Raw genomic sequence first — 19,654 nt, forward strand, 5'->3', positions numbered from 1 at the left:
CCCCCCCCCCCCCCCCCCCCCCCCCCCCCCCCCCCCCCCCCCCCCCCCCCCCCCCCCCCCCCCCCCCCCCCCCCCCCCCCCCCCCCCCCCCCCCGCCCCCCCCCCCCCCCCCCCCCCCCCCCCCCCCCCCCCCCCCCCCCCCCCCCCCCCCCCCCCCCCCCCCCCCCCCCCCCCCCCCCCCCCCCTCCCTGACGGTTTCCCGCGGGCGCGGCCGGACCGCCCGAAAGCGGGGGCAAAAGCGGGGGTTCATGGCTTCGGAAGCACCGCGCGCCGCTGCCCTGGTGGGTGCGGACCGTTGGTCCGCACTGCTTCTGCTCTTGCTTCTAAGAGCCAACCCACCGCGCTCGCGGGGTGATCGGAGGGCAGCGGGGGCCGGGCGGCAGGACCGTCCGCGGCATGGGCCCGAGGCATGCCTCGGGCGGGTTGGGCAGGACGCCCAACGGTCTTGCCGTGTGCGCAGGACGCGCACACGAGCAAGCCGCGGCCGAGCCCCCAAGGATGGGTTCACGGCGTGTCCTGCACCGTCCGGCCCCCGCTGCCCCACCCGACACCAGGCAGGCGCAACGCTTTCCTCACTACACCCTACCCATTCAGAAAAAACCATTGATAGGAATGAAATTAGTAGTATCCTATCTATCTCTTATGGACCGACCCCTCGACGAGCGCACCGTGCTGCAGATGCAGCTCAGCTCCGGCCTGCTGTACGCAGGGCGGCAGTGGCAGCGCCTGGCCGACAGCCGTCTCGGCAGCTACGGCATCTCCACCGCCTGCACCATGCCGCTGCTGATGATCGGCCGCTCCGGTGGTGGCATCCGCCAGGTCGCGCTGGCCCAGCAACTGGGCATGGAGGGGCCTTCGCTGGTGCGCCTGCTGGACAAGCTGTGTGCCAGCGGCCTGGTCCGCCGCGAGAGCGACGCCAGCGACCGCCGCGCCAACCTGCTGTGGCTGACCGACGCGGGACACGCGCTGGTCAGCGAGCTGGAAGACCAGCTGATCGGCCTGCGCCAGGATGTATTCGGCGAGCTTTCCATGGATGAACTGCACGCCGTGCTGAAGGCATGGCGCCTGCTGGCCGAGGCTGCCGACCGCATCACGTAAGACCGCTGCCCCCGAATACCGCCGCTGCCGTGCACACGCCAGCGGCTTTTGCCCGTTGCTGTTGTTTTGTTGTTCCTCCCCTCCCCCCACATCGCCCCCGCCCCTACCGATGCCCGGTGAATTCAGTCTCCACGGAGTGTTCGTCCCGACCCTGCTCGGGTTGATGCTGCTGGCCTACCTGGTCAACAGCGGCCTGCACGCGCTGCTGCAGCGTGCCGGCGCCTATCGCCATGTATGGCACCCGGCGCTGTTCAACCTGGCGCTGTACGGAATCGTGCTGGGCCTGCTGTTCCACCTCCTGCGTTGGATGCAATCGTGAACAAGATCGTGAAGAAGACCCTGCCGGTGCTGCTCACCAGCGCAGCCGTGATCGTCGCCCTGCTGGTACTGCGCCAGCTATGGGTCTATTACATGGATGAGCCGTGGACCCGCGATGCTCATGTCGGCGCCGACGTGGTGCAGGTGGCGCCGGACGTGTCCGGGCTGGTGGAAACGGTGAGCGTGGCCGACAACCAGGCGGTGAAGAAGGGCGACCTGCTGTTCGTGGTCGACCGCGCCCGCTACCGCATTGCGCTGGAGCAGGCCCGCGCCAGCCTGGGCGAGCGCCAGGCCTCGGTGGCGCAGCTGCGCCGCGAGATCGGCCGTGACCGCAGCCTGCAGGACCTGGTTGCCGCCGAGGACGCCGAAGTGCGCCGCGCCAAGCTGCAGGCCGCACAGGCTGCGCTGGCCACCGCACAGGCCGCGGTCGACCTGGCCGAGCTCAACCTGGGCCGCACCGAGGTGCGCGCACCGGCCGATGGCCGGGTCAATGACCGCACCATGCGGGTGGGCGACTACGTGGTGGCCGGCAAGCCGGTGCTGGCGCTGCTGGATACCGGCTCGTTCCGCATTGATGGCTACTTCGAGGAAACCCGCCTGCGCGGCGTGGCGCCGGGGCAGCGCGTGGACATCCGCCTGATGGGCGAATCGACCCCGCTGCGCGGCCATGTCGAGAGCATCGCCGCCGGTATCGAGGACCGCTACCGCAGCAATGGCAGCACCCTGCTGCCGAACGTGACCCCGGCCTTCGACTGGGTGCGGCTGGCGCAGCGCATCCCGGTGCGCATCGCCATCGACGAGGTGCCCAAGGGCGTCGAGCTGATCGCCGGGCGCACCGCCACGGTGACCGTGGACACCGCCCAGCACCCGCACAACGACAAGGCCGGCACCGCGCCGACACAGGCGGGCCTGTGAACGCCGCCCTGCCCCGTCTCGGCCTGATCGTCGCGCTGGCCAGCCTGGCCGCGTGCAGGACCGTCGGCCCGGACTACGCCTTGCCGGAAGGCTCGGCGTTCAAGCGCCCGCAGGCCAATGCGGCCTTCATCGATACGCAGAACCCGCAGGTAGCCGCCAACCAGGCGCTGCCCGACCGCTGGTGGTCGCTGTACAACGACCCGGTGCTGGACGGCCTGATCACCCAGGCGTTGCGTGACAACGTGGAACTGAAGGCCGCCGATGCACACCTGCGTCGTGCGGCGGCGGTGTACGAGCAGGCGCTGGACGCCGGTGGCTTCGAGTACGAGGCCGAGGCCGGCGTCAGCCGCGCGCAGCTGTCGGCCGAATCGTTCCTGCAGGAGCACGAGCTGCCGGTGATCAACCTGGCCGATGGCAAGTTCGCGGTCAGCTACCAGTTCGACCTGTTCGGCAAGCTCAAGCGCGGTGCCGAAGCGGCGCGTGCCGACGAGCAGTCGGTTGCCGCTGCACGTGACCTGGCCCAGGTCAGCGTGGTCGCGCAGGTGGCCGACAGCTACCTGGAAATCTGCCACGCCAACCACGAGCTGCACGTGGCCGAGCATTCCCTGCAGTTGCAGCAGCGCAGCCGCACGGTCACCCAGCGTCTGATCGCGGCTGGCCGTGGCACCCCGCCGGAGCTGGCCCGCGCCAATGCCCAGGTGGCGCTGCTGGAAGCCGCACTGCCGCCGCTGCGCGCGCAGCGTTCGGCGGCCGCCTACTCGCTGGCCGCCCTGCTCGGGCAAACCCCGGGCCAGCTGCCGGCCGGGGTGATCGACTGTGCGGCTGCGCCCAGCCTGGCGCAGCCGCTGCCGGTCGGTGATGGCCGCGCACTGCTGCAGCGCCGCCCGGACGTGCGCCAGGCCGAGCGCAAGCTGGCCTCGGCCACGGCGCGGATTGGTGTCGCCACCGCCGAGCTGTACCCGGACATCCGGCTGGGTGCCTCGCTCGGTGCCGCCGGCCTGCTCGAAGACTTCGGCACGCCGATGACCCAACAGTGGTCGATCGGCCCGCTGATCTCGTGGACGCTGCCGTCGTCGGGCACGCATGCGCGCATACACGCCGCCGAAGCCGGTGCCGATGCGGCCCTGGCCGAGTTCGACCACACCGTGCTGCAGGCGCTGCGTGAGACCCAGACCGCGCTGGACCGCTACGCGCAGGACCTGCGCCGGCTGCAGTCGCTGCGCACTGCGCAGGAACAGGCCGCGCTGGCCGCCGGGCAGAACCGCCGGCTGTACCAGGGCGGCCGCACGCCGTACCTGTCCAGCCTGGACGCCGACCGCAGCCTGGCCAGCAGCGATGCCACCCTGGCCGCCGCCGAAGCGCAGGTCTCGCGCGACCAGATCCACCTGTTCCTGGTGCTGGGTGGTGGCTGGCAGGCCAGCGCCGCCGCGCCCAACGCCTCGACCGCAGCGAAGTAAGCCATGAACGCGCTCACCGACCGCCAGGCCTGGCTGTTCTCGATCAAGACCTACCTGGCCGCGGTGGCCGCGCTGTACATCGCCATGGCCGGCAACCTGTCGCGCCCGTACTGGGCGATGGGCACGGTGTACATCGTCAGCCAGCCGCTGCTGGGCCCGACCCGCGCCAAGGGTGTGTACCGCATCGTCGGCACCCTGGTGGCCGGCCTGGCCACCCTGCTGGTGCTGCCGGCGCTGGTGGAGACGCCGCTGGTACTGAGCGCGGCCATGTCGATCTGGCTGGCCGGCTGCCTGTTCATGGCCCTGCTCAACCGCGGACCGCGTGGCTACGCGTTCCTGCTGGCCGGCTATACCACCGCCTTCATCGGCTTCCCGGCGGTGACCTCGCCGGAAACCATCTTCGACACGGTGGTGGCGCGCAGCGAGGAGATCATCCTCGGCACGGTGGTGGCGGTGCTGTTCGCCTCGCTGCTGTTCCCGGCCTCGGTACGCCCGATGCTGCGCGCGCGCATCGGCAACTGGATGGAGGACGCCGCACAGTGGTGCCGGCAGATCCTTGAACGTGGCCGCGCGCATGCGCCACGCAACCGGCTGGCCGCCGATCTGGTGCAGTTCGAGGCGCTGATCGAGTTCCTGCGCCGCGATGATCCACGCCACGCCGGTTCGGCGGTGTCGATGGAGCGCCTGCGCGAGCGCATGCTGCTGCTGTTGCCGGTGCTGTCGTCGATTGCCGACCGCCTGAGTGCGCTGCGCGGCGATGGCCAGGCTCTGCCGGAAGGACTGCCGGCACTGGTCGACGATATCCATGACTGGCTGGACGGGCCGACCAACGCCAGCGAGTACGCCCGCCTGCGCGCGCGCATCAGCGCACTGAAGCCGCAGGTGGACCGCGACCTGCAGCACCTGCAGCTGGCCAGCCTGCTGCTGCGCCTGGAGGAACTGGTGGACCTGTGGCAGGACTGCCGCACCCTGCAGCACGCAATCGACCACGGCACCGCGCCGCTGGACCGCGCGCACTACCGCATCCGCACCGAACGCGCGGCCGCCGACAAGCACGTCGACTACGGCATGGCGCTGTTCTCCGCGCTCAGTGCCGGCGTGGCGCTGATGAGCTACTGCGTGCTGTGGATCGCGCTGGGCTGGGAAGGTGGTGGCAACGGCGCGATGATGGCTGCGGTGACTGCCGCATTCTTCGCCGCACAGGATGACCCGGCACCGAGCATGGTGTCGTTCCTGGTGTGGGCGATGGTCGCCTCGGTGGTGGCCGGCGTGTACCTGTTCGGTGTGTTCCCGGCCGTGCACGATTTCGGCCTGCTGGCACTGGTGCTGGCGGTGGCGTTCCTGCCGCTGGGGCTGATGCTGCACCATCCGAAGAGCGCGCTGTTCGCACTGCCGCTGACGGTGAATCTGGCGGCGCTGCTGAGCCTGCAGAACACCTACAGCGCCAACATCCAGACCTTCCTCAATTCGTCGATCGCAATGTTCATCGGCATTGGCTTTGCGGTGGTGATGACCCGCCTGTTCCGTTCGGTCGGTGCCGAGTGGACCGCACGCCGCCTGGTGCGGCAGGGCTGGACCACGCTGGCCGAGGCCGCCGAAGGACGTGGCCAACAGGACCGCCAGCGCTTCGCCGCGCGCATGCTCGACCTGCTGGGCCTGCTCGCACCGCGCCTGGCAGCGACGCCGGAGGGCAGCGACATCGCGTCGGTGGACATGCTCAACGAGGCGCGCATTGGACTGAACATCCTGCAGCTGCGCCGCGCCCGGCTGGAACTGCCCGAGCGCAGCCGCGAAGCGGTCGAGCACATTCTTGAGGAGATCGCCGGGCATTACCGCCGGCAGATCGCCGCGCGCAAGCCGATCGTGGCGGCCGAGGCGCTGCGCGAGCGCCTGGATACCTCGCTGGGCCGGGTCGGCAGCGTGGCCGCCTGCAAGGCCCGCGATGAAGCACTGATGGGTCTGATCGGCCTGCGCTTCGCGCTGTTCCCCGAAGCAAAGGCATTGGCGCCAGGGTGGGCGATGAGTGCGGCCGCACAGCCGTAGCGCGATACCCTGTGCGTCCACAGACTCCGCGCAGGGGTCAGAGCCCTCTCCTGCGGAGAGGGATCCGACCCTGGCGCTGCAACAGGACGGTTCAATGAGTTACGACATGATGGTGTTCGAGGCCGGTGTGGCCCCGCGCGAGGCGGCGGCCTTCATCGCCTGGTTCGAGAAGCAGACCCAGTGGAACGAGCGCCACGAGTACGACGACCCGGCAGTCAGCAGTCCGGCACTGCAGGCGTGGTTCGCGGAGATGGCGCAGGAATTCCCGCCGTTGAACGGCCCATTGAGCAACGACGACGACGAACGTGCCGAGGTGACCGAATACAGCATCGGTAGTCAGGTGATCTACGGTGCGTTCGCGTACTCGGTGGCCGAGCGTGCGCACGGCCGCGTGCAGGACCTGGCCGAAAAGCACGGCGTGGGCTTCTTCGACGTGAGCGCCGATGAAGCCGCGATCGTATTCCCCGATGGGCTGGTGTTGATCGCTGAATGACGCAGGGTCGGACCCTCCCGGAGGGAGGGCTCTGACCCGGAGCATGCGTGCCTCGGCGACGGGGGCAGAGCCCGTTCCCGTTGGGAACGGGATCCGACCCCGCGTCAGAACAGCTGGCCCTGCACCGTAGGCTGTTCGATGCGCGTCGGTGCTTCGGCCACCGCTTCCGCGCCCAACCGCCAGGCCAGGCCACCGAGGCGGCTGGCGTGGCGCTTCAGGGCGGCCTGCAGCACGTCAGCGCCGCCCGCCACGTGCAGGACCTGGCGAGCGCGGGTCATGCCGGTGTAGACCAGTTCGCGCGACAGCACGCGGCTGTCCTGGCGTGGCAACTGCAACCACACCTCGTCGAATTCCGATCCCTGTGCCTTGTGCACGGTCATCGCGAAGGCACTTTCGTGCGCAGGCAGTGCGGCCGGATGGAACGCGCGCGGCTGGTCGACGTTGTCGCCTGGGAACCAGGCCACCATCGCGCCGCTGCCATCACGCAGGCAGATGCCGATATCGCCATTGAACAGGCGGTGCCGGTAGCTGTTCTCGGTGACCAGCAGCAGGCGGCCCTGGAAGTAGCCGGGGGTGTTGCCGGCCAGCAGCTGTTCGATGCGGCTGTTGAGCCCGCGCGCGCCCTGCGGGCCTTCGCGCAGGGCGGTCAGCACGCGCAGGCGTCCGGCCTGCTGCAGGGCCCGTACCGGATCGGCGGCGTCGGCCAGTGCGCGCCAGTGGCCCAGCAGGTGCTCGCGCTGGCCGCGCAGCGGATCGGCTTCGCCTTCGTGGAAATGCACGCCGGCCAGGTCACCACTGCGCAGCAGCTGCAGCACGGTGCTGCTGTCGCCCTCGCGCACGGCATGCGCCAAGGGGGCCAGGTCCAGCGCATCGCTCTGCCGGTAGCCGCGCCGCAGCTGCACGCGGCGCCCGGCGAAGGCGCGTGGCGCGGCCTGCGGCAGCAAGGTGCACGGCGCCAGCAGGCCGTGCAGCGCCTGCGCATCGTCGGCGCGGGTGCCGATGCCATCGCCACTGGCACGCAGGATCGCGCTGAGCACGTCGCCGGCCTCGACCGACGGCAGCTGATCGGGATCGCCGAGCAGGATCAGCCGGGTGCCGCTGGCGATCGCATCGACCAGCTTGGCCATCATCGGCAGATCGATCATCGAGGCTTCGTCGACCACCACCACGTTCACCGGCAGCGGATTGTCGGCGTGGTGGCGGAAGCGCGGTGAATCGGGAATAACGCCGAGCAGGCGATGCAGGGTGGTGCCGGTGCTGGGCAGTGCCGTGCACAGCGCCGGATCCAGTCCTTGTTCCTGCAGGCGCTGCACGGCCACGCGCAGGCTCTCGGCCATGCGTTCGGCGGCGCGACCGGTAGGCGCGGCCAGCGCCACTTCGGGCAGCGGCTGGCCGGCAAGCCGGGCCTGCGCGGCCAGCAGCAGCAACAGGCGCGCGATGGTGGTGGTCTTGCCGGTGCCAGGGCCGCCGGTGACCAGTGCCAGCGGATGGCGCAGGGTCACGCCGGCGGCGCGTGCCTGGTGATCTTCGCCGCCCAGTGCCTGCGGGAACAGCTGCGCGAACAACGGCGCCAACGCTGCCATGTCCGGCGCCGGCAGCGGATGCCGGCCGATGCGCTGCAGCCCAGCCGCCAGCTGGCGCTCGTACTCCCGATAGCGGCGCAGGTAGAGCAGGCCGTTCTCCAGCACCAGCGGCGCATCGTCGGCGATGGCATCGGCCTGCTCCGGCGTCGCCACCCACGGCGATGCGCGCAGCTGTGCCAGCCAGTCCTGCGCGGCAGGCCACTCGGACACGCCTTCCAGCAACCGCTGCGGTTGTGCCGGATCAAACCCGGCGTGGCCCTGAGACACCGCCAGCGAAGCGAGCGCAGCCGCCAGTGCCACACTCTCGGGCGTGTCGTCGCGCAGCCGCTGCAGGCTGGTTGCCAATGCATGGTCGAGGGTGCGCAGCAGGCCCTTCTGGTGCAGTTCCTTCAGCAGGCTCATGCGCTGGCTCCACGGGCACGCGCAGCCAGTTCGGCCTGGGCCTGCTCTCCACCGGCGAACAATGCATCCAGCGCATCCACCAGCGCCAGCGGGAAGCGGTCCACATGCACGCCGTTGCCGGCAGCGTCCAGGCCGCGGCAGAACAGGTAGCGGATGCCGCCCATGTCGCGTTCGTAGTCGTAGGCCGCGCCCAGGCGGAAACGCAGCCAGCGATGCAGGGCCACGGTATAGATCAGCGCCTGCAGGTCGTACTCGCTGTGACGCATGGCAATGGCCAGCAGGTCCGGGCTGTAGCCGGGCAGGCGGTTGGATTTGTAGTCGAGCACGTACCAGCGCCCGTCGCGCACGTAGGTCAGGTCGATCATGCCGGTCATCAGCCCTTCCAGGCGGCGGCGCTGGCCGAAGCCGCGGCGCGTGCTGGAAACCCCATGTGCATGCAGCACCTGCAGCAGCGCCGGCACCGTGGTCGGTTCGATGGCGAAGTGGAAGTCGATTTCCGCGCGACGCTCGCCTTCACCCAGGCTGTGCAGCGCGCCGCCTTCGGGCAGCGGCACGGTGAGCGTGTGGCCGACCAGCGGCACCAGCACCGCCACGCCATCGTCCAGATCGGCATCGGCATAGCCTTCGTCGTGCAGCGCCTTGCGCAGCACCTCGGCCTGGCCCTCAGGGGCTTCCAGACCCGGCTTCCAGTCACTCCAGGCAGCGAAATCGACGTTCTCCATCGCTTCGTGCAGCACGTTGCCGAAGCGACTACCCATGAAGCGCGGGTCGACCGGTGTGCTCTCCTCGGCCGCCGCAGCGGGTTCCGGCAGCGCCGGCTCCAGCGGCAGTTCCGGGCCCGCGGGTTCGTCGGCGGCGGGCGCCGGCAGCTCGGTGGCGGCGGCCTCGATATCACTGCCGGCGCCCGCATCGGCATGCGCCAGCTGGGTGAAGCTGTACACCCACCAATCGTGCGGTACGCGCCGGGTCAGGGCACGCACTGCCGGAAGATCCCCTTCCACTTCGGCCGCCAGCTGCGGCAGCGCGACCGGAGCCTCGCTGTCATCGATGTGCACATCGGCGTGCGCGCGCAGCGCCTGCAGGTCACCCAGCAGCGGCGCCAGGCGGGTCTTGCCGAGCCCGGCCAGGTCACCCACGGCGATCCACAGCGCATGCTCGGCGCGGGTCAGGCCGACATACAGCAGGCGCGCATCCTCGGCGCGCTGCTCGCGCTCGCGCTGGGTACTTGCCGCAGCCCACGCATCGTCCTTGCCCAGCTTCCAGTGCAGCTGGCGCTGGCCACCGACGTGCACGGTGCAGTGCGAGGCCGTGTTCGGTGCGCCGCCGTCGATGCCGACGAACGGCAGGAACACCAGCGGGTACTCCAGGCCCTTGCTCTTGTGCAGCGTGATGATCTGCACGCGGCGTGCGTCCGATTCCAGGCGCAGCAGCTGCTGCTCATCATCCTGGTCGGCGTTGGCCATCTGCCCCTGCAGCCAGTCCAGCAGGCCGTGCATGCCCAGCGCCTGCGCCGAGGCTTCCTGCAGCAGTTCGCCCAGCTGCAGGTAGTTGGTCAGGCGGCGCTCGCCGTCGATCAGCGCCAGCAGGCGCTCGCCCTGTGCGGCGCAGACATCGGCGATCACCGCGAACGGCCCGCCGCGCTGCCAGCGCTCGCGCCAATGCAGCAGCTGTGCCTGGAACCCGCGTTGCAGGTCGCCCTCGCGTTCCATCGCGGCGATCGCACTGGCACGTTGACCGAGCAATACCGTGGCCAGCGCTGCACGCAGGCGGCCTTCGTCAGCCGGCTGCAGCAGTGCCAGCAGCAGCGCGCGCAGATCACGCGCCTCGCTGGTCGCGAACAGGCTCTGCCTGCCGGCTGCCACCGCGGGAATGCCGACCGCGGCCAGCGCGCGCTGTACCAGGGTGGCCTCGCGATGCGAGCGCACCAGTACCGCGATATCACCCGGCTGCACGGGGCGCCCACGCAGCACGGCCTTGCCGGCCCTCGCATCGACCAGGGTCTGGTGGATCGCGGCCACGCAGGCCTGGGTAGCGGCTTCGCGCGAGGCGTCGGCGCTCATCGCCTTGTCACCCCCGCTACGCAGCACGCGCAGGGTGAGTGCCGCGGCGGCATGGCCGTCGCGCTGGTAGTCCTCATCGGTGCGCACGCCACCGGGACGCACCGGCTCGAACTGGATGTCACGCTCGAGGAAGGCGTCTTCGCCACCGTTGTCGTACAGCGCCTGCAATGCACGCAGCACAGCCGGTCGCGAGCGGAAGTTCTGGTCCAGCACCGGCGCCTGCTGCGCCAGCTGCTTGGCCTTCAGGTAGGTGTGGATGTCGCCGCCACGGAACCCATAGATCGCCTGCTTGGGATCGCCGATCAGGAACAGCGCCGGTACCAGGCCGAGTTCGCGTACCTCCGGCGAATCGCCGAACACGCTGTGGAAGATGCCCCACTGGCGGTCGTCGGTATCCTGGAACTCGTCGACCAGCGCGATGCGGTACTGCGCGCGCAGCTGCTTCACCAGTGCCAGCCGCTGCGGGCCTTCCAGGGCCAGTGCCACGCCATCGATCAGGTCGTCGTAGGTCTGCACCCGGCGCGTGCGCTTCAGTGCCTGCAGGCGCTGCGTGGCTTCGTCGCGCAGGCGGTGCAGGAAGTTCAGTGCGGTGCCGCGCAACCAGGCATCACGTTCGGCGAGCAACGCGACATAGCGCGCCAGCGGCGCCTGCAACGGCGACGACGGCGTGCGATCGGCAAATTTCTTGTTGGTCTTGTCGGCCAGCACCTCCGGCAGCAGTGCCGGCAGGCGCTCGCTGGCCAGCAACTCGCGCGGATCGGCGCGCTCGGCCCAGCCCAGCAGCTGCCGGCCCAGCGGGTGCAGCCAGCCCAGCTTGTAGGACACCCCGTTGATCCACTTGTTGTCGACGGCATCGCAGAGGTCGATGAAGAACTGCTCGCCGTGCTCGCGCAGCGCCTCCTGCAGTTCGGCGGCGGTGGCCTGCAATGCCAGGTGTGGATCGGCCAGCGTCACTGGCTGTGGCAACGGGTGCAGTGGTGGCGCAGCCAGCAGCGCACGCAGATCGGCGGCCAGCGCATCCGGGTTGGGCCACAGCCAGGTCAGCGGTTCCAGCGTGGCTGCGTCGTTGGCGTGCACCCGCCAGAGATCGGCTGCCAGCTCCTCCAGCAGCTCACGGTCGCTGGCCAGCAGCTCCGGCGGGTCGAAGGTATGGCCGCTCTCCAGCGCATGCTCGCGCAGCACGCGGGTACAGAAACCGTGGATGGTGAAGATCGAAGCCAGGTCGATCTCGTCGGCCGCCACCTGCAGGCGGCGTTTCAAGGCGGCGGCGCTCTCGGTGCCGCCGTGCAGATGGCGCTGCAGCACGTCGCGGGTCAATTGCACGTCCGGTGCTTCACCCTCGGCCGGTTCCAGATCAACCAGGCGTGCGGCCAGCGCCAGGCGCTCGCGGATGCGTTTGCGCAGTTCCTGGGTGGCGGCATCGGTGAAGGTCACCGCCAGGATCTGGCCGATGCGCAGGCCCTGCTCCACCACCAGGCGGGTGAACAGCGTGGCCAGGGTGAAGGTCTTGCCGGTACCGGCGCTGGCCTCGATCAGCCGGATGCCATCCAGCGCCAGGGCCAGGTAGGGATCGCCCGCCATGCGCTGGGTTTCCTCATCCGCGAAGGCGGTGCTCATGCGCTGCCCTCCAGGCCGGCGTCGGCACCCAGCGTGCGGCCTTCGCGCACCGCGCTGAAGACCACCTGGCTGTTGCGTAGCAGGTCGGCATAGCCGGCGTCGGTGGCGAACGGGTCGGCACCGCGCAGCACCAGCTGCCAGGCGTCGCTGCTGGATTCCCCCCAGCTGCGGTCGCTGCCGTGCCACTGCTTCCAGCCTTCGCTGCGCTGTTTTTCCGCCGGCGCGTTGTACAGCACCCAGCCGGTATACGGGGCAAAGCGCAGCGGCTCACGCAGGCCGCGTTGGCGCAGCTGCAGCAGTGCGCGCAGCGCGGCGCGTGCAGCGGGAACGCTCAGTGCCGGCAGCACATGCGGGCCGGGACCGGCATCGCCGCCATCGTGGAACTGCACCAGCGGCAACGCATCGCCGGCAGCGTTGGCCAGCAGCCAGTCCAGGCCCTGGCGGATCACCGCATTGCCATTGAGGGTGCCAGCGCGCAGGCGCACGAGGCCTTCGGGATGACGATCAGCCACGCGGCCGTGCAGGCGCACGCCATCGATCTCCACTTCATAGCGGCGGCTTTCCAGCGGTTCGCCCTGCATCCAGCCCAGCAATGCGCTGGCATACGGGCGGGTCTTCACTTGCTCCACCTCGAACTGGCGTTCGCCCAGAGGGCCCGACGGCAGCAGCCCGCGCGCGCGCAGCCGCGGATACAACGACTCGGTATCGCCACTGAGCGTGGCGCGCACCACCGCCGCCTGCACGCTGCGCTTTTCCGGGCCGCGCGAAGAGAGCACCAGCGGCTCCAGGTCATCGACCTCCTCGACATCGTCGGCCAGGCGCAGGCCCAGCGACTGCGCCAGGAACTGCCCGGCGGGGTCGCACAGGAAGCGGCGCAGGGTATCGAGTGCGACCTCGTCTTCCACCGCATCGTCGAGCGGCGGCGGCAACGGTGCGTCGAACCAGGGCTGCAGGCCGCCACGCTCGCCGGTAAGGCGACCGGCGGCCGGATGCCATTGGCGGCGATAGCTGAAGCGGCGTGGATCGCCATCACCGAACGTCGCCGGCGAGAACGGCTGCAGTGCGTGGCGCACGGTGAAGTCACGGACCGCCGCAGTCGGATCAAGGTGATACGCAGCGGCGGCATCGATCAGTTCACTGACCAGCACCGACGGCTCACGCACGCTGCCATCGCGCGGATCGGCACCGAGATAGCTCAGGTAGAACACCTCCTGCGCGGCGGCGAACAGCTGCAGGAACAGGAAGCGGTCGTCTTCGCGGGTGGAGCGGTCGCCCGGTCGGCGGCGCGGCGTGTCCAGCTCGGCAGTGAGCTGGTTGAGACCGGCAGCCGGGTCACGGCGCGGGAAATCGCCATCATTGAGACCGAGCACGCAGATCACCCGGAACGGCAGCAGGCGCATCGGCACCATGCGGCCGAAGCTGATGCCACCGGTCAGCAGCGGCGCGCGCGTATCGGCCTCGCCCAGTGCGCTGGCGAAGTGCGCGCGCACGACCTCCGGCGGCACGCCGTCTTCGAAACCGGCCTTGGCGGCATCGTCGGCGAACTGGTTGAGCAGCTTGCGCAGGCGCTCCAGCGCACGCTGGCTGTTGGGCGAACTGGGCGCGGTCGGCAGCAGCGCGTCCAGCAGCGACAGCAGGCGTTGCCGCCACTGCGCCGGCGTCAGCAGTTCGCCGAGGCGGCGCTGGTAGACCGCCAGCACGCGCAACAGGCGCAGCAGCCGGTCCAGCGCCTCCAATGCGCCACCCTCCAGCTCGATCCACGGTGCGACACCGGCCAGGTCGGCCTCGCTGCCGGTCGCGTGACCGAGCACCAGGCGGTCCAGCGCGAACTGCCAGGTGTAGGCGTCGTCGGCCGGTGCCTGGTGCTGGTTGCGGTGCTTCGCATCCAGGCCCCAACGTGCACCCGCCTGCTGCAGCCAGCCATGCAGGCGGTCGAAGTCCACCGCCTCCAACCCGGCCGCTTCGGCCAGCGGCGCGCTGGCCAGCAGGTCCAGCACTTCATTCAGGCCAAAGCGCGAAACGGGCAGGCCCAGCAGGTGCACGAACACATCGGCCAGCGGCTCGCCCGCCAGCGGACTGCTGTCGGCCAGCGCATAGGGAATGTGCTCCTCCTCGCCGCCGCGACCGCCGAACACCGCTTCCAGGTACGGCACGTAGGGGTCGATGTCCGGCGCCAGCACCGCGATCTCGCGCGCCTGCAACGGCGGATCGAAGCGTGGGTCCTGCAGCAGGCTGCGCAGCTGGTCGTGCAGGACCTGCAGCTCGCGCAGGCGGGTATGGCAGGCATGCACCTGCAGGCTCGGGTCGTCGCGGCGCAGGCCGTCTCGCAGCTGCCCCGAAGGCAGCGCGCGGCGGTGGAACAGATCGCGCTGCAGGCGATGCAGCAGGCTGTCGGACAGGCCGCCTTCGTCCAGGGTCGGCCGGGTGTCGTCTTCCGGATCCGAATACGCTGCAATTTCGCCCGCCGGGTGCACCACCTCGTAACTACCCAGCACCGCCATGAAGTCGCGCCCGGCCGCACCCCAGGCTTCGAGCAGGCGGTTCTCACCGGCCGCTTCACCGAAGGGATCGGGCGCGCCGCTGCGCAGGCGCTCGGCCAGGGTCTGCAGGTCGCCCCAGTACGACTGCACGGGTGTGGGCATATAGAAGTGCAGCTCGCCCACCCGTGCCTGGGTGGCCATCACCCGCAGCACGTCGGGCGAGATGTTGAGCGTCGCGAACGCGGACATGCGCGGCGGCAGGCCTTGTGGCAACGGCTGGCCGGCACCTTCGAAGCGGTCCAGGTATTCCTGGATGCGGCGCGCACGGTAGTCGCAGCCATGGGTGATCGTGCGCCACAGGATCGCCTGCGGGTCGGCCGGATCGGCGCCGGCGGCCCATCGCAGCAGCCAGTCACGGCGCCAGGCCTGGTACTTCTCGAACACCGAGGCCAGTTCACCGGCCAGCGCCCACGGCTTCAGCGCGTCGCTGCCGGCAAGATAGGACTGCAGCGCGCGCATCGGAGGCTGCGCCAGCAGCGCCGGGTCGCGCAGTGCCCGGTACAGCTTCCAGTGCAGGCCCGCAGCGTCCAGGTCATCGCGTTCCCCCGGAACATTGGCGTTGAGGGCACGGGCGACAAACTCACCCGGGGTCAGGAACTCAAGATTGGCGGCCACGCCATACTCGGCAGCGAGTGTCGCTTGCAGCCAACGCCGCATCGCCACCTGCGGGATCAGCACAACCTCCGGCGCCAGCAATGGCTGGCCCGGAACCGGCGCACGCATGTTGCGCGCCAGCAGCGCGGCCAGCACGTCCAGGGAGTTGGAATGGTAGAGGCGGAAATCGCTGCCCGGGTCACTCATCATGCACAGTGTGCAGCACGGCAGGCAGTATTCAATGGCCGGCCCATCGCCAGTACGGATTGTTCCGGGCAGCCAGCCGATTGTCCCGGCCTGGCAAGGGTCTTGCCGTGCCACAATACTGGACCGTCCAGTCTGCTTATGTTCAGCCGACGGACCCGATCCTTCGATGTCTAAAAAACGTTAATGGTGCCCATGTCGGCTTCCACCTCCAGTCTGGTGCAGTTATCCAACGTCCGCATCGACCGGAGCGGGCGCACGATCCTGCGCGACGTGTCGCTGCAGGTGCCGAAGGGCAGCATCACCGCGGTGCTGGGTCCATCCGGCAGCGGCAAGTCGACCCTGCTGGCGGCACTGACCGGCGAACTGCGCCCGGTCGCCGGCGAAGTCACCCTGTTCGGCAAGTCGATTCCGCATGACAGCGGCGCACTGCTGGAGATGCGCAAGAGCGTGGGTGTGCTGCTGCAGGGCAATGGCCTGCTGACCGACCTCACTGTGGCCGAAAACGTCGCGCTGCCGCTGCGTACGCATACCCGCCTGCCGACCGCCGTGCTGCGCCGGCTGGTGGAAATGAAGCTGCATGCGGTGGGCCTGCTGGCCGCGGCCGATGCCTGGCCGCGCGAGCTGTCCGGTGGCATGGCGCGCCGCGTGGCGCTGGCCCGCGCGCTGGCGCTGGACCCGCCGCTGATGATCTACGACGAGCCGCTGACCGGTCTGGACCCGATCGCCTCGGGGGTGATCATGAGCCTGATCCAGCGCCTCAACCACAGCCTGGGCCTGACCAGCATCATCGTCAGCCACCACGTGCACGAGACCCTGCCGATCTGCGACCAGGTGATCGCCATTGCCAATGGCGGCATCGTGTTCCAGGGCACGCCCGAGGCGCTGCAGTCCAGCCAGGACCCGCTGCTGCGGCAGTTCCTGCACGGCCAGCCCGATGGCCCCATTCCGTTCGATGCCGCGCCGCGCGCGAGGGTCGCCTGATGCCGTTCGTCCAAGCCACCCGCTCGCTGGGCCGCGCCGGCCTGTTCTCGCTGACCGTGCTGCGTGGTTCGCTGCCGACCGGTGACTTCCTGGCCGAGCTGACCCGCGAGATCTACAAGATCGGCGCGCGCTCGCTGCCGATCATCGCCGTCGGTGGTGCCTTCGTCGGCCTGGTGCTGACCCTGCAGGGCTATCGCACGCTGACCACCTTCGGTGCGGCCGACGCGCTGTCGACCCTGCTCGGCCTGTCGCTGTACCGCGAGCTGGCGCCGGTGCTGACCGCGCTGCTGTTCATCGGCCGCGCCGGCAGTTCGATTGCCGCCGAACTGGGCCTGATGCGTGCCACCGACCAGATCAAGGCGTTGGAACTGATGGCGATCGACCCGGTGGCCAAGGCTGTCGCGCCACGCTTCTGGGCGGCGGTGCTGACCGTGCCGCTGCTGACCGGCATCTTCTGCTCGCTGGCGATCAGCGCCAGCTACTTCGAAGCGGTGCACGTGCTGGGCCTGGACAATGGCGTGTTCTGGTCGGCACTGCGCAACAGCGTCGATTTCTGGGATGACTTCGGCGTGGCGATGCTGAAGTCGGCGATCTTCGGCGGCACCGCCGCGCTGGTCGCCGCCTACGTTGGTTTCCATGCTGAGCCGACCATCGAGGGCACCTCGGTGGCGACCACCCGTGCGGTGGTCAATGCCTCGCTGCTGGTGCTGATGTTCAACTTCGTGCTGTCGGCAATGTTGTTCACCTAACCCCCTCCACGGCGGTGCGCAGGCGCGCGCGGCCACCACGACTCGATCAGGTAATCCACATGGCCATCCGCGGTCCCAGACTCGAATTCTCCGTCGGCGCCTTCCTGCTGCTGGCCCTGGCCTCGCTGATGGTGCTGGCCGTGGCCTCGACCAACCAGCGCTGGAGCTGGGGCAGCCAGGGCTACGAGCTGAAGGCGCGCTTCTCCCAAGTCGGCCAGCTGCGCAAGCAGGCGCCGGTGAAGATCGGTGGCGTCACTGTCGGCCAGGTCGCCTCGATCGACCTGGATCCGGTGAAGTTCGAATCCATCGTGACCCTGCGCATGGACAGCAAGGTCAAGGACCTGCCGGCGGACACCTCGGCCGGTATCTTCACCAGTGGTTTGCTGGGCGAGAGCTATATCGGTCTGCAGCCGGGCGGTGACCCGGACGTGCTCAAGGCCGGTGACGAGATCGTCTTCACCCAGCCAGCAGTCGACCTGATCCAGCTGGTCGGCAAGTACATGTTCAGTGGCGGCGCCGGTGGTGGCGCAGGCCAGAAGCCCAACGATGGCGCACAGGCGCCTGCAACGGAACCGCAACCATGAAGATGAAACTGATCCCGGCCCTGCTCGCCTCGACGCTGCTGCTGGCCACGCCGTTCCTCGCCCAGGCCCAGGCCGCCGCCCCCGCCGCAGCCGCGACGCAGGGCCAGGCCGGCAAGGTGGTGATCGATGCCAGCACGCGCATCCTCACCACCCTGCAGCAGCGCCGCAGCGAGTTCAGCAGCAACCCGGCCAGCCTGCGCAGCTACATCGACAGCGAACTGAACCGCACCTTCGATCGCGACTACGCCGCGCGCCTGGTACTGGGCACGCACGCACGCGGCGCCTCGGATGCCGACATCAAGCTGTTCGCCGATGCCATGGCCGACAGCCTGATGCAGCGCTACGGTTCGACCCTGCTCAACATCCAGGGCAAGCCGAGCTTCCGCCTGAAGGGTGAGAGCCCGCTGCCAGGCAACCGCGGCGTGCGCGTGAGCACCGAACTGGTGCGGGCCGGCAACGAACCGACCCCGGTCGAGTACTGGATGCGCAACGTGAACGGCCAGTGGAAGATCTTCGACGTCAACATCGAAGGCATCTCCTACGTGCAGACCTTCCGCAACCAGTTCGATACCCCGCTGCGCCAGAAGGGCATCAAGCAGGTGGCCAGTGAACTGCACAGCGGCAGCATGCAGGCCGGGCCCGCGGGCAATGGCAAGTAACGCCCTGGCGCTGCTGGAAGGCGACGCCCTGCGCCTGCGCGGGGTGCTCGACCGTGCCGCGGTGATCGCGCTGTGGCCGCAACTGCAGGCCCTGCCGGCCAAGCTGGCGCGGCTGGAGCTGGGCGAAGTCGAGCGCGTGGACAGCGCCGGCCTGGCCCTGCTGGCCGAACTGGCGGCCCGTGCACGCAAGGCCGGCCATACGCTGGCCATTTCCGGCGCGCCAGCCGGTTACAACGAGCTGAGCGCAGCCTACCGGCTGTCGCCCGACCTGGATTTCAACGCTACTTCTGCTGCGAGCTGACATGAACGTCGTACGCACTTTCCCCCTGATCGTCCTGGCCACCGCCCTGACCGCCTGTGCCGGCAAGCCCGCGCGCAGCGATGCTCCGATCGCCAGCACCATGGTCGCGCCCAGCCCGGCTGCCGAAGCACCCGCCGCAACGGCCGATACCGGCATGGTCGACGCTGCTCCGGTCGCTCCCGTGGCCACCCCTCCGGCACCCGCCGCGTCGTCGCCGACGGCTGCGGCACAGGGTGCAGAGGACGGCACACCGAAGACCGCAGCGTCCACCGCCGCCGATGGCGACGATGATTTCGACGCCCTGTATGGTGGCACCGGCAACACCGGCAGTGCCGCCGCCTACGATCCGTGGGAACCGTTCAACCGCAAGGTCCACGCGTTCAACAATGCGGTCGACCGCGGGGTGGCCCGCCCGCTGGCCACCGCCTATACCCATGTGGTGCCGCGCTTCGCGCGTACCGGCGTCAGCAACTTCTTCAGCAACCTGCGCGCGCCGGTGACCATCACCAACCAGCTGCTGCAGGGCCGCGGAGCCGACGCGTGGGACACCCTCGGCCGCTTCCTGATGAACAGCACGCTGGGCATCGGTGGCCTGTTCGATCCGGCCAGCAAGGCGATGGTGCCGCGTCGCAATGAAGACTTCGGCCAGACCCTCGGCGCCTGGGGCTGGCGGCGTTCGCGCTACGTGGAACTGCCGTTCTTCGGTCCGCGTACCGTGCGCGATGTGTTCGGCCTGGCCGGTGACATCCCGTTGTCGCCGATTCGCCGCATCGAAGAGGACAAGATCCGCATCGGCCTGCAGGGCCTGCAGCTGGTCGACACCCGTGCGCAGCTGCTGGCGATCGACGATCTGCGTGACACCGCCGTGGACGAATACTCGCTGGTACGCGATGCCTGGATGCAGCGGCGCAACTACCAGATCGAGAACGATCTGCGCAGCAAGCGCGACCGCGGCCACGATGATGCCAATTCGCCGATCCCGGTCGATGCGATGCCGATGCCGCAGTGGACCCACTGAAGCCGCGCATCAATGCATGAAAAACCCCGCCTCGG

The 19,654-nt window shown here is 69.6% G+C and carries 14 protein-coding genes and 1 pseudogene; 12 read left to right on the forward strand and 3 right to left on the reverse strand.

The features are described 5' to 3' along the window. The first annotated feature begins 642 nt into the window (after window positions 1-642). From V3B30_RS19770 to V3B30_RS19795, 6 genes are all read left to right on the forward strand, one after another. Window positions 643-1,098 (forward strand): MarR family transcriptional regulator, encoded by a 456-nt coding sequence (locus V3B30_RS19770; RefSeq protein WP_087924082.1) that lies wholly within the window; start codon window positions 643-645, stop codon window positions 1,096-1,098. A gap of 109 nt (window positions 1,099-1,207) precedes the next feature. Beyond that, window positions 1,208-1,417 (forward strand): DUF1656 domain-containing protein, encoded by a 210-nt coding sequence (locus V3B30_RS19775; RefSeq protein WP_010487502.1) that lies wholly within the window; start codon window positions 1,208-1,210, stop codon window positions 1,415-1,417. Further along, on the forward strand, window positions 1,414-2,331 hold the full coding sequence (locus V3B30_RS19780; protein ID WP_162292092.1) for an HlyD family secretion protein: 918 nt from the start codon (window positions 1,414-1,416) through the stop codon (window positions 2,329-2,331). The genes V3B30_RS19775 and V3B30_RS19780 overlap by 4 nt, the downstream gene beginning before the upstream one ends. Further along, the gene (locus V3B30_RS19785; protein ID WP_100475134.1) at window positions 2,328-3,788 is read left to right on the forward strand and encodes an efflux transporter outer membrane subunit; all 1,461 of its coding nucleotides are present in this window, start codon (window positions 2,328-2,330) and stop codon (window positions 3,786-3,788) included. The genes V3B30_RS19780 and V3B30_RS19785 overlap by 4 nt, the downstream gene beginning before the upstream one ends. A 3-nt stretch (window positions 3,789-3,791) precedes the next feature. Continuing rightward, window positions 3,792-5,831: an FUSC family protein gene (locus V3B30_RS19790; protein WP_262084134.1), complete on the forward strand. Its 2,040-nt coding sequence runs from the start codon at window positions 3,792-3,794 to the stop codon at window positions 5,829-5,831. 94 nt (window positions 5,832-5,925) lie between these two features. Continuing rightward, complete coding sequence (locus V3B30_RS19795) at window positions 5,926-6,324, forward strand: hypothetical protein (RefSeq protein ID WP_100475132.1); 399 nt, start codon at window positions 5,926-5,928, stop codon at window positions 6,322-6,324. A gap of 104 nt (window positions 6,325-6,428) precedes the next feature. On the opposite strand, the gene recD is transcribed toward V3B30_RS19795, so the two are convergent. Genes recD through recC form a run of 3 tightly spaced genes read right to left on the reverse strand, consistent with a single transcriptional unit; the run spans window position 6,429 to window position 15,330 of the window. Further along, window positions 6,429-8,309 (reverse strand): exodeoxyribonuclease V subunit alpha, encoded by a 1,881-nt coding sequence (gene recD / locus V3B30_RS19800; protein ID WP_262084133.1) that lies wholly within the window; start codon window positions 8,307-8,309, stop codon window positions 6,429-6,431. Then, window positions 8,306-11,986 carry an exodeoxyribonuclease V subunit beta gene (gene recB / locus V3B30_RS19805; protein ID WP_262084132.1) on the reverse strand — a complete coding sequence of 1,227 codons (3,681 nt, stop codon included), beginning with the start codon at window positions 11,984-11,986 and terminating at the stop codon, window positions 8,306-8,308. The genes recD and recB overlap by 4 nt, the downstream gene beginning before the upstream one ends. Further along, window positions 11,983-15,330, reverse strand: a complete 3,348-nt coding sequence (recC, locus tag V3B30_RS19810) for an exodeoxyribonuclease V subunit gamma (protein WP_262084131.1) — start codon at window positions 15,328-15,330, stop codon at window positions 11,983-11,985. The genes recB and recC overlap by 4 nt, the downstream gene beginning before the upstream one ends. Window positions 15,331-15,519: 189 nt before the next feature. Here recC and V3B30_RS19815 point away from each other — a divergent pair, with 189 nt between their 5' ends. The 6 genes and pseudogenes from V3B30_RS19815 (at window position 15,520) to V3B30_RS19840 (ending at window position 19,619) form a co-directional block, all read left to right on the forward strand. Beyond that, on the forward strand, window positions 15,520-16,308 hold the full coding sequence (locus tag V3B30_RS19815) for an ATP-binding cassette domain-containing protein (protein ID WP_262084130.1): 789 nt from the start codon (window positions 15,520-15,522) through the stop codon (window positions 16,306-16,308). Beyond that, on the forward strand, window positions 16,308-17,057 hold the full coding sequence (locus tag V3B30_RS19820) for an MlaE family lipid ABC transporter permease subunit (protein WP_100475128.1): 750 nt from the start codon (window positions 16,308-16,310) through the stop codon (window positions 17,055-17,057). The genes V3B30_RS19815 and V3B30_RS19820 overlap by 1 nt, the downstream gene beginning before the upstream one ends. Window positions 17,058-17,116: 59 nt before the next feature. Beyond that, window positions 17,117-17,581, forward strand: a pseudogene (gene mlaD / locus V3B30_RS19825) (outer membrane lipid asymmetry maintenance protein MlaD); the annotation flags it as partial. Window positions 17,582-17,637: 56 nt separating this feature from the next. Next, window positions 17,638-18,300 (forward strand): ABC transporter substrate-binding protein, encoded by a 663-nt coding sequence (locus V3B30_RS19830; protein ID WP_262084129.1) that lies wholly within the window; start codon window positions 17,638-17,640, stop codon window positions 18,298-18,300. Continuing rightward, window positions 18,290-18,601, forward strand: a complete 312-nt coding sequence (locus V3B30_RS19835; RefSeq protein WP_100475126.1) for an STAS domain-containing protein — start codon at window positions 18,290-18,292, stop codon at window positions 18,599-18,601. Before V3B30_RS19830 ends, V3B30_RS19835 begins: the two co-directional genes overlap by 11 nt. 1 nt (window position 18,602) lies before the next feature. Then, window positions 18,603-19,619: a VacJ family lipoprotein gene (locus V3B30_RS19840; RefSeq protein WP_262084128.1), complete on the forward strand. Its 1,017-nt coding sequence runs from the start codon at window positions 18,603-18,605 to the stop codon at window positions 19,617-19,619. The last annotated feature ends 35 nt before the right edge of the window (window positions 19,620-19,654 follow it).

The organism is Stenotrophomonas sp. SMYL41 (genome assembly GCF_036319965.1).
GTDB classification, from domain to species: Bacteria; Pseudomonadota; Gammaproteobacteria; order Xanthomonadales; family Xanthomonadaceae; genus Stenotrophomonas; species Stenotrophomonas maltophilia_R.

Coding starts and splice junctions, on each gene's coding strand:
- V3B30_RS19770 (WP_087924082.1), top strand. CDS start 643: ATGGACCGACCCCTCGACGAGCGCACCGTGCTGCAGATGCAGCTCAGC.
- V3B30_RS19775 (WP_010487502.1), top strand. CDS start 1,208: ATGCCCGGTGAATTCAGTCTCCACGGAGTGTTCGTCCCGACCCTGCTC.
- V3B30_RS19790 (WP_262084134.1), top strand. CDS start 3,792: ATGAACGCGCTCACCGACCGCCAGGCCTGGCTGTTCTCGATCAAGACC.
- V3B30_RS19795 (WP_100475132.1), top strand. CDS start 5,926: ATGAGTTACGACATGATGGTGTTCGAGGCCGGTGTGGCCCCGCGCGAG.
- recD (WP_262084133.1), bottom strand. CDS start 8,309: ATGAGCCTGCTGAAGGAACTGCACCAGAAGGGCCTGCTGCGCACCCTC.
- recB (WP_262084132.1), bottom strand. CDS start 11,986: ATGAGCACCGCCTTCGCGGATGAGGAAACCCAGCGCATGGCGGGCGAT.
- recC (WP_262084131.1), bottom strand. CDS start 15,330: ATGATGAGTGACCCGGGCAGCGATTTCCGCCTCTACCATTCCAACTCC.
- V3B30_RS19815 (WP_262084130.1), top strand. CDS start 15,520: ATGTCGGCTTCCACCTCCAGTCTGGTGCAGTTATCCAACGTCCGCATC.
- V3B30_RS19820 (WP_100475128.1), top strand. CDS start 16,308: ATGCCGTTCGTCCAAGCCACCCGCTCGCTGGGCCGCGCCGGCCTGTTC.
- V3B30_RS19830 (WP_262084129.1), top strand. CDS start 17,638: ATGAAGATGAAACTGATCCCGGCCCTGCTCGCCTCGACGCTGCTGCTG.
- V3B30_RS19835 (WP_100475126.1), top strand. CDS start 18,290: ATGGCAAGTAACGCCCTGGCGCTGCTGGAAGGCGACGCCCTGCGCCTG.
- V3B30_RS19840 (WP_262084128.1), top strand. CDS start 18,603: ATGAACGTCGTACGCACTTTCCCCCTGATCGTCCTGGCCACCGCCCTG.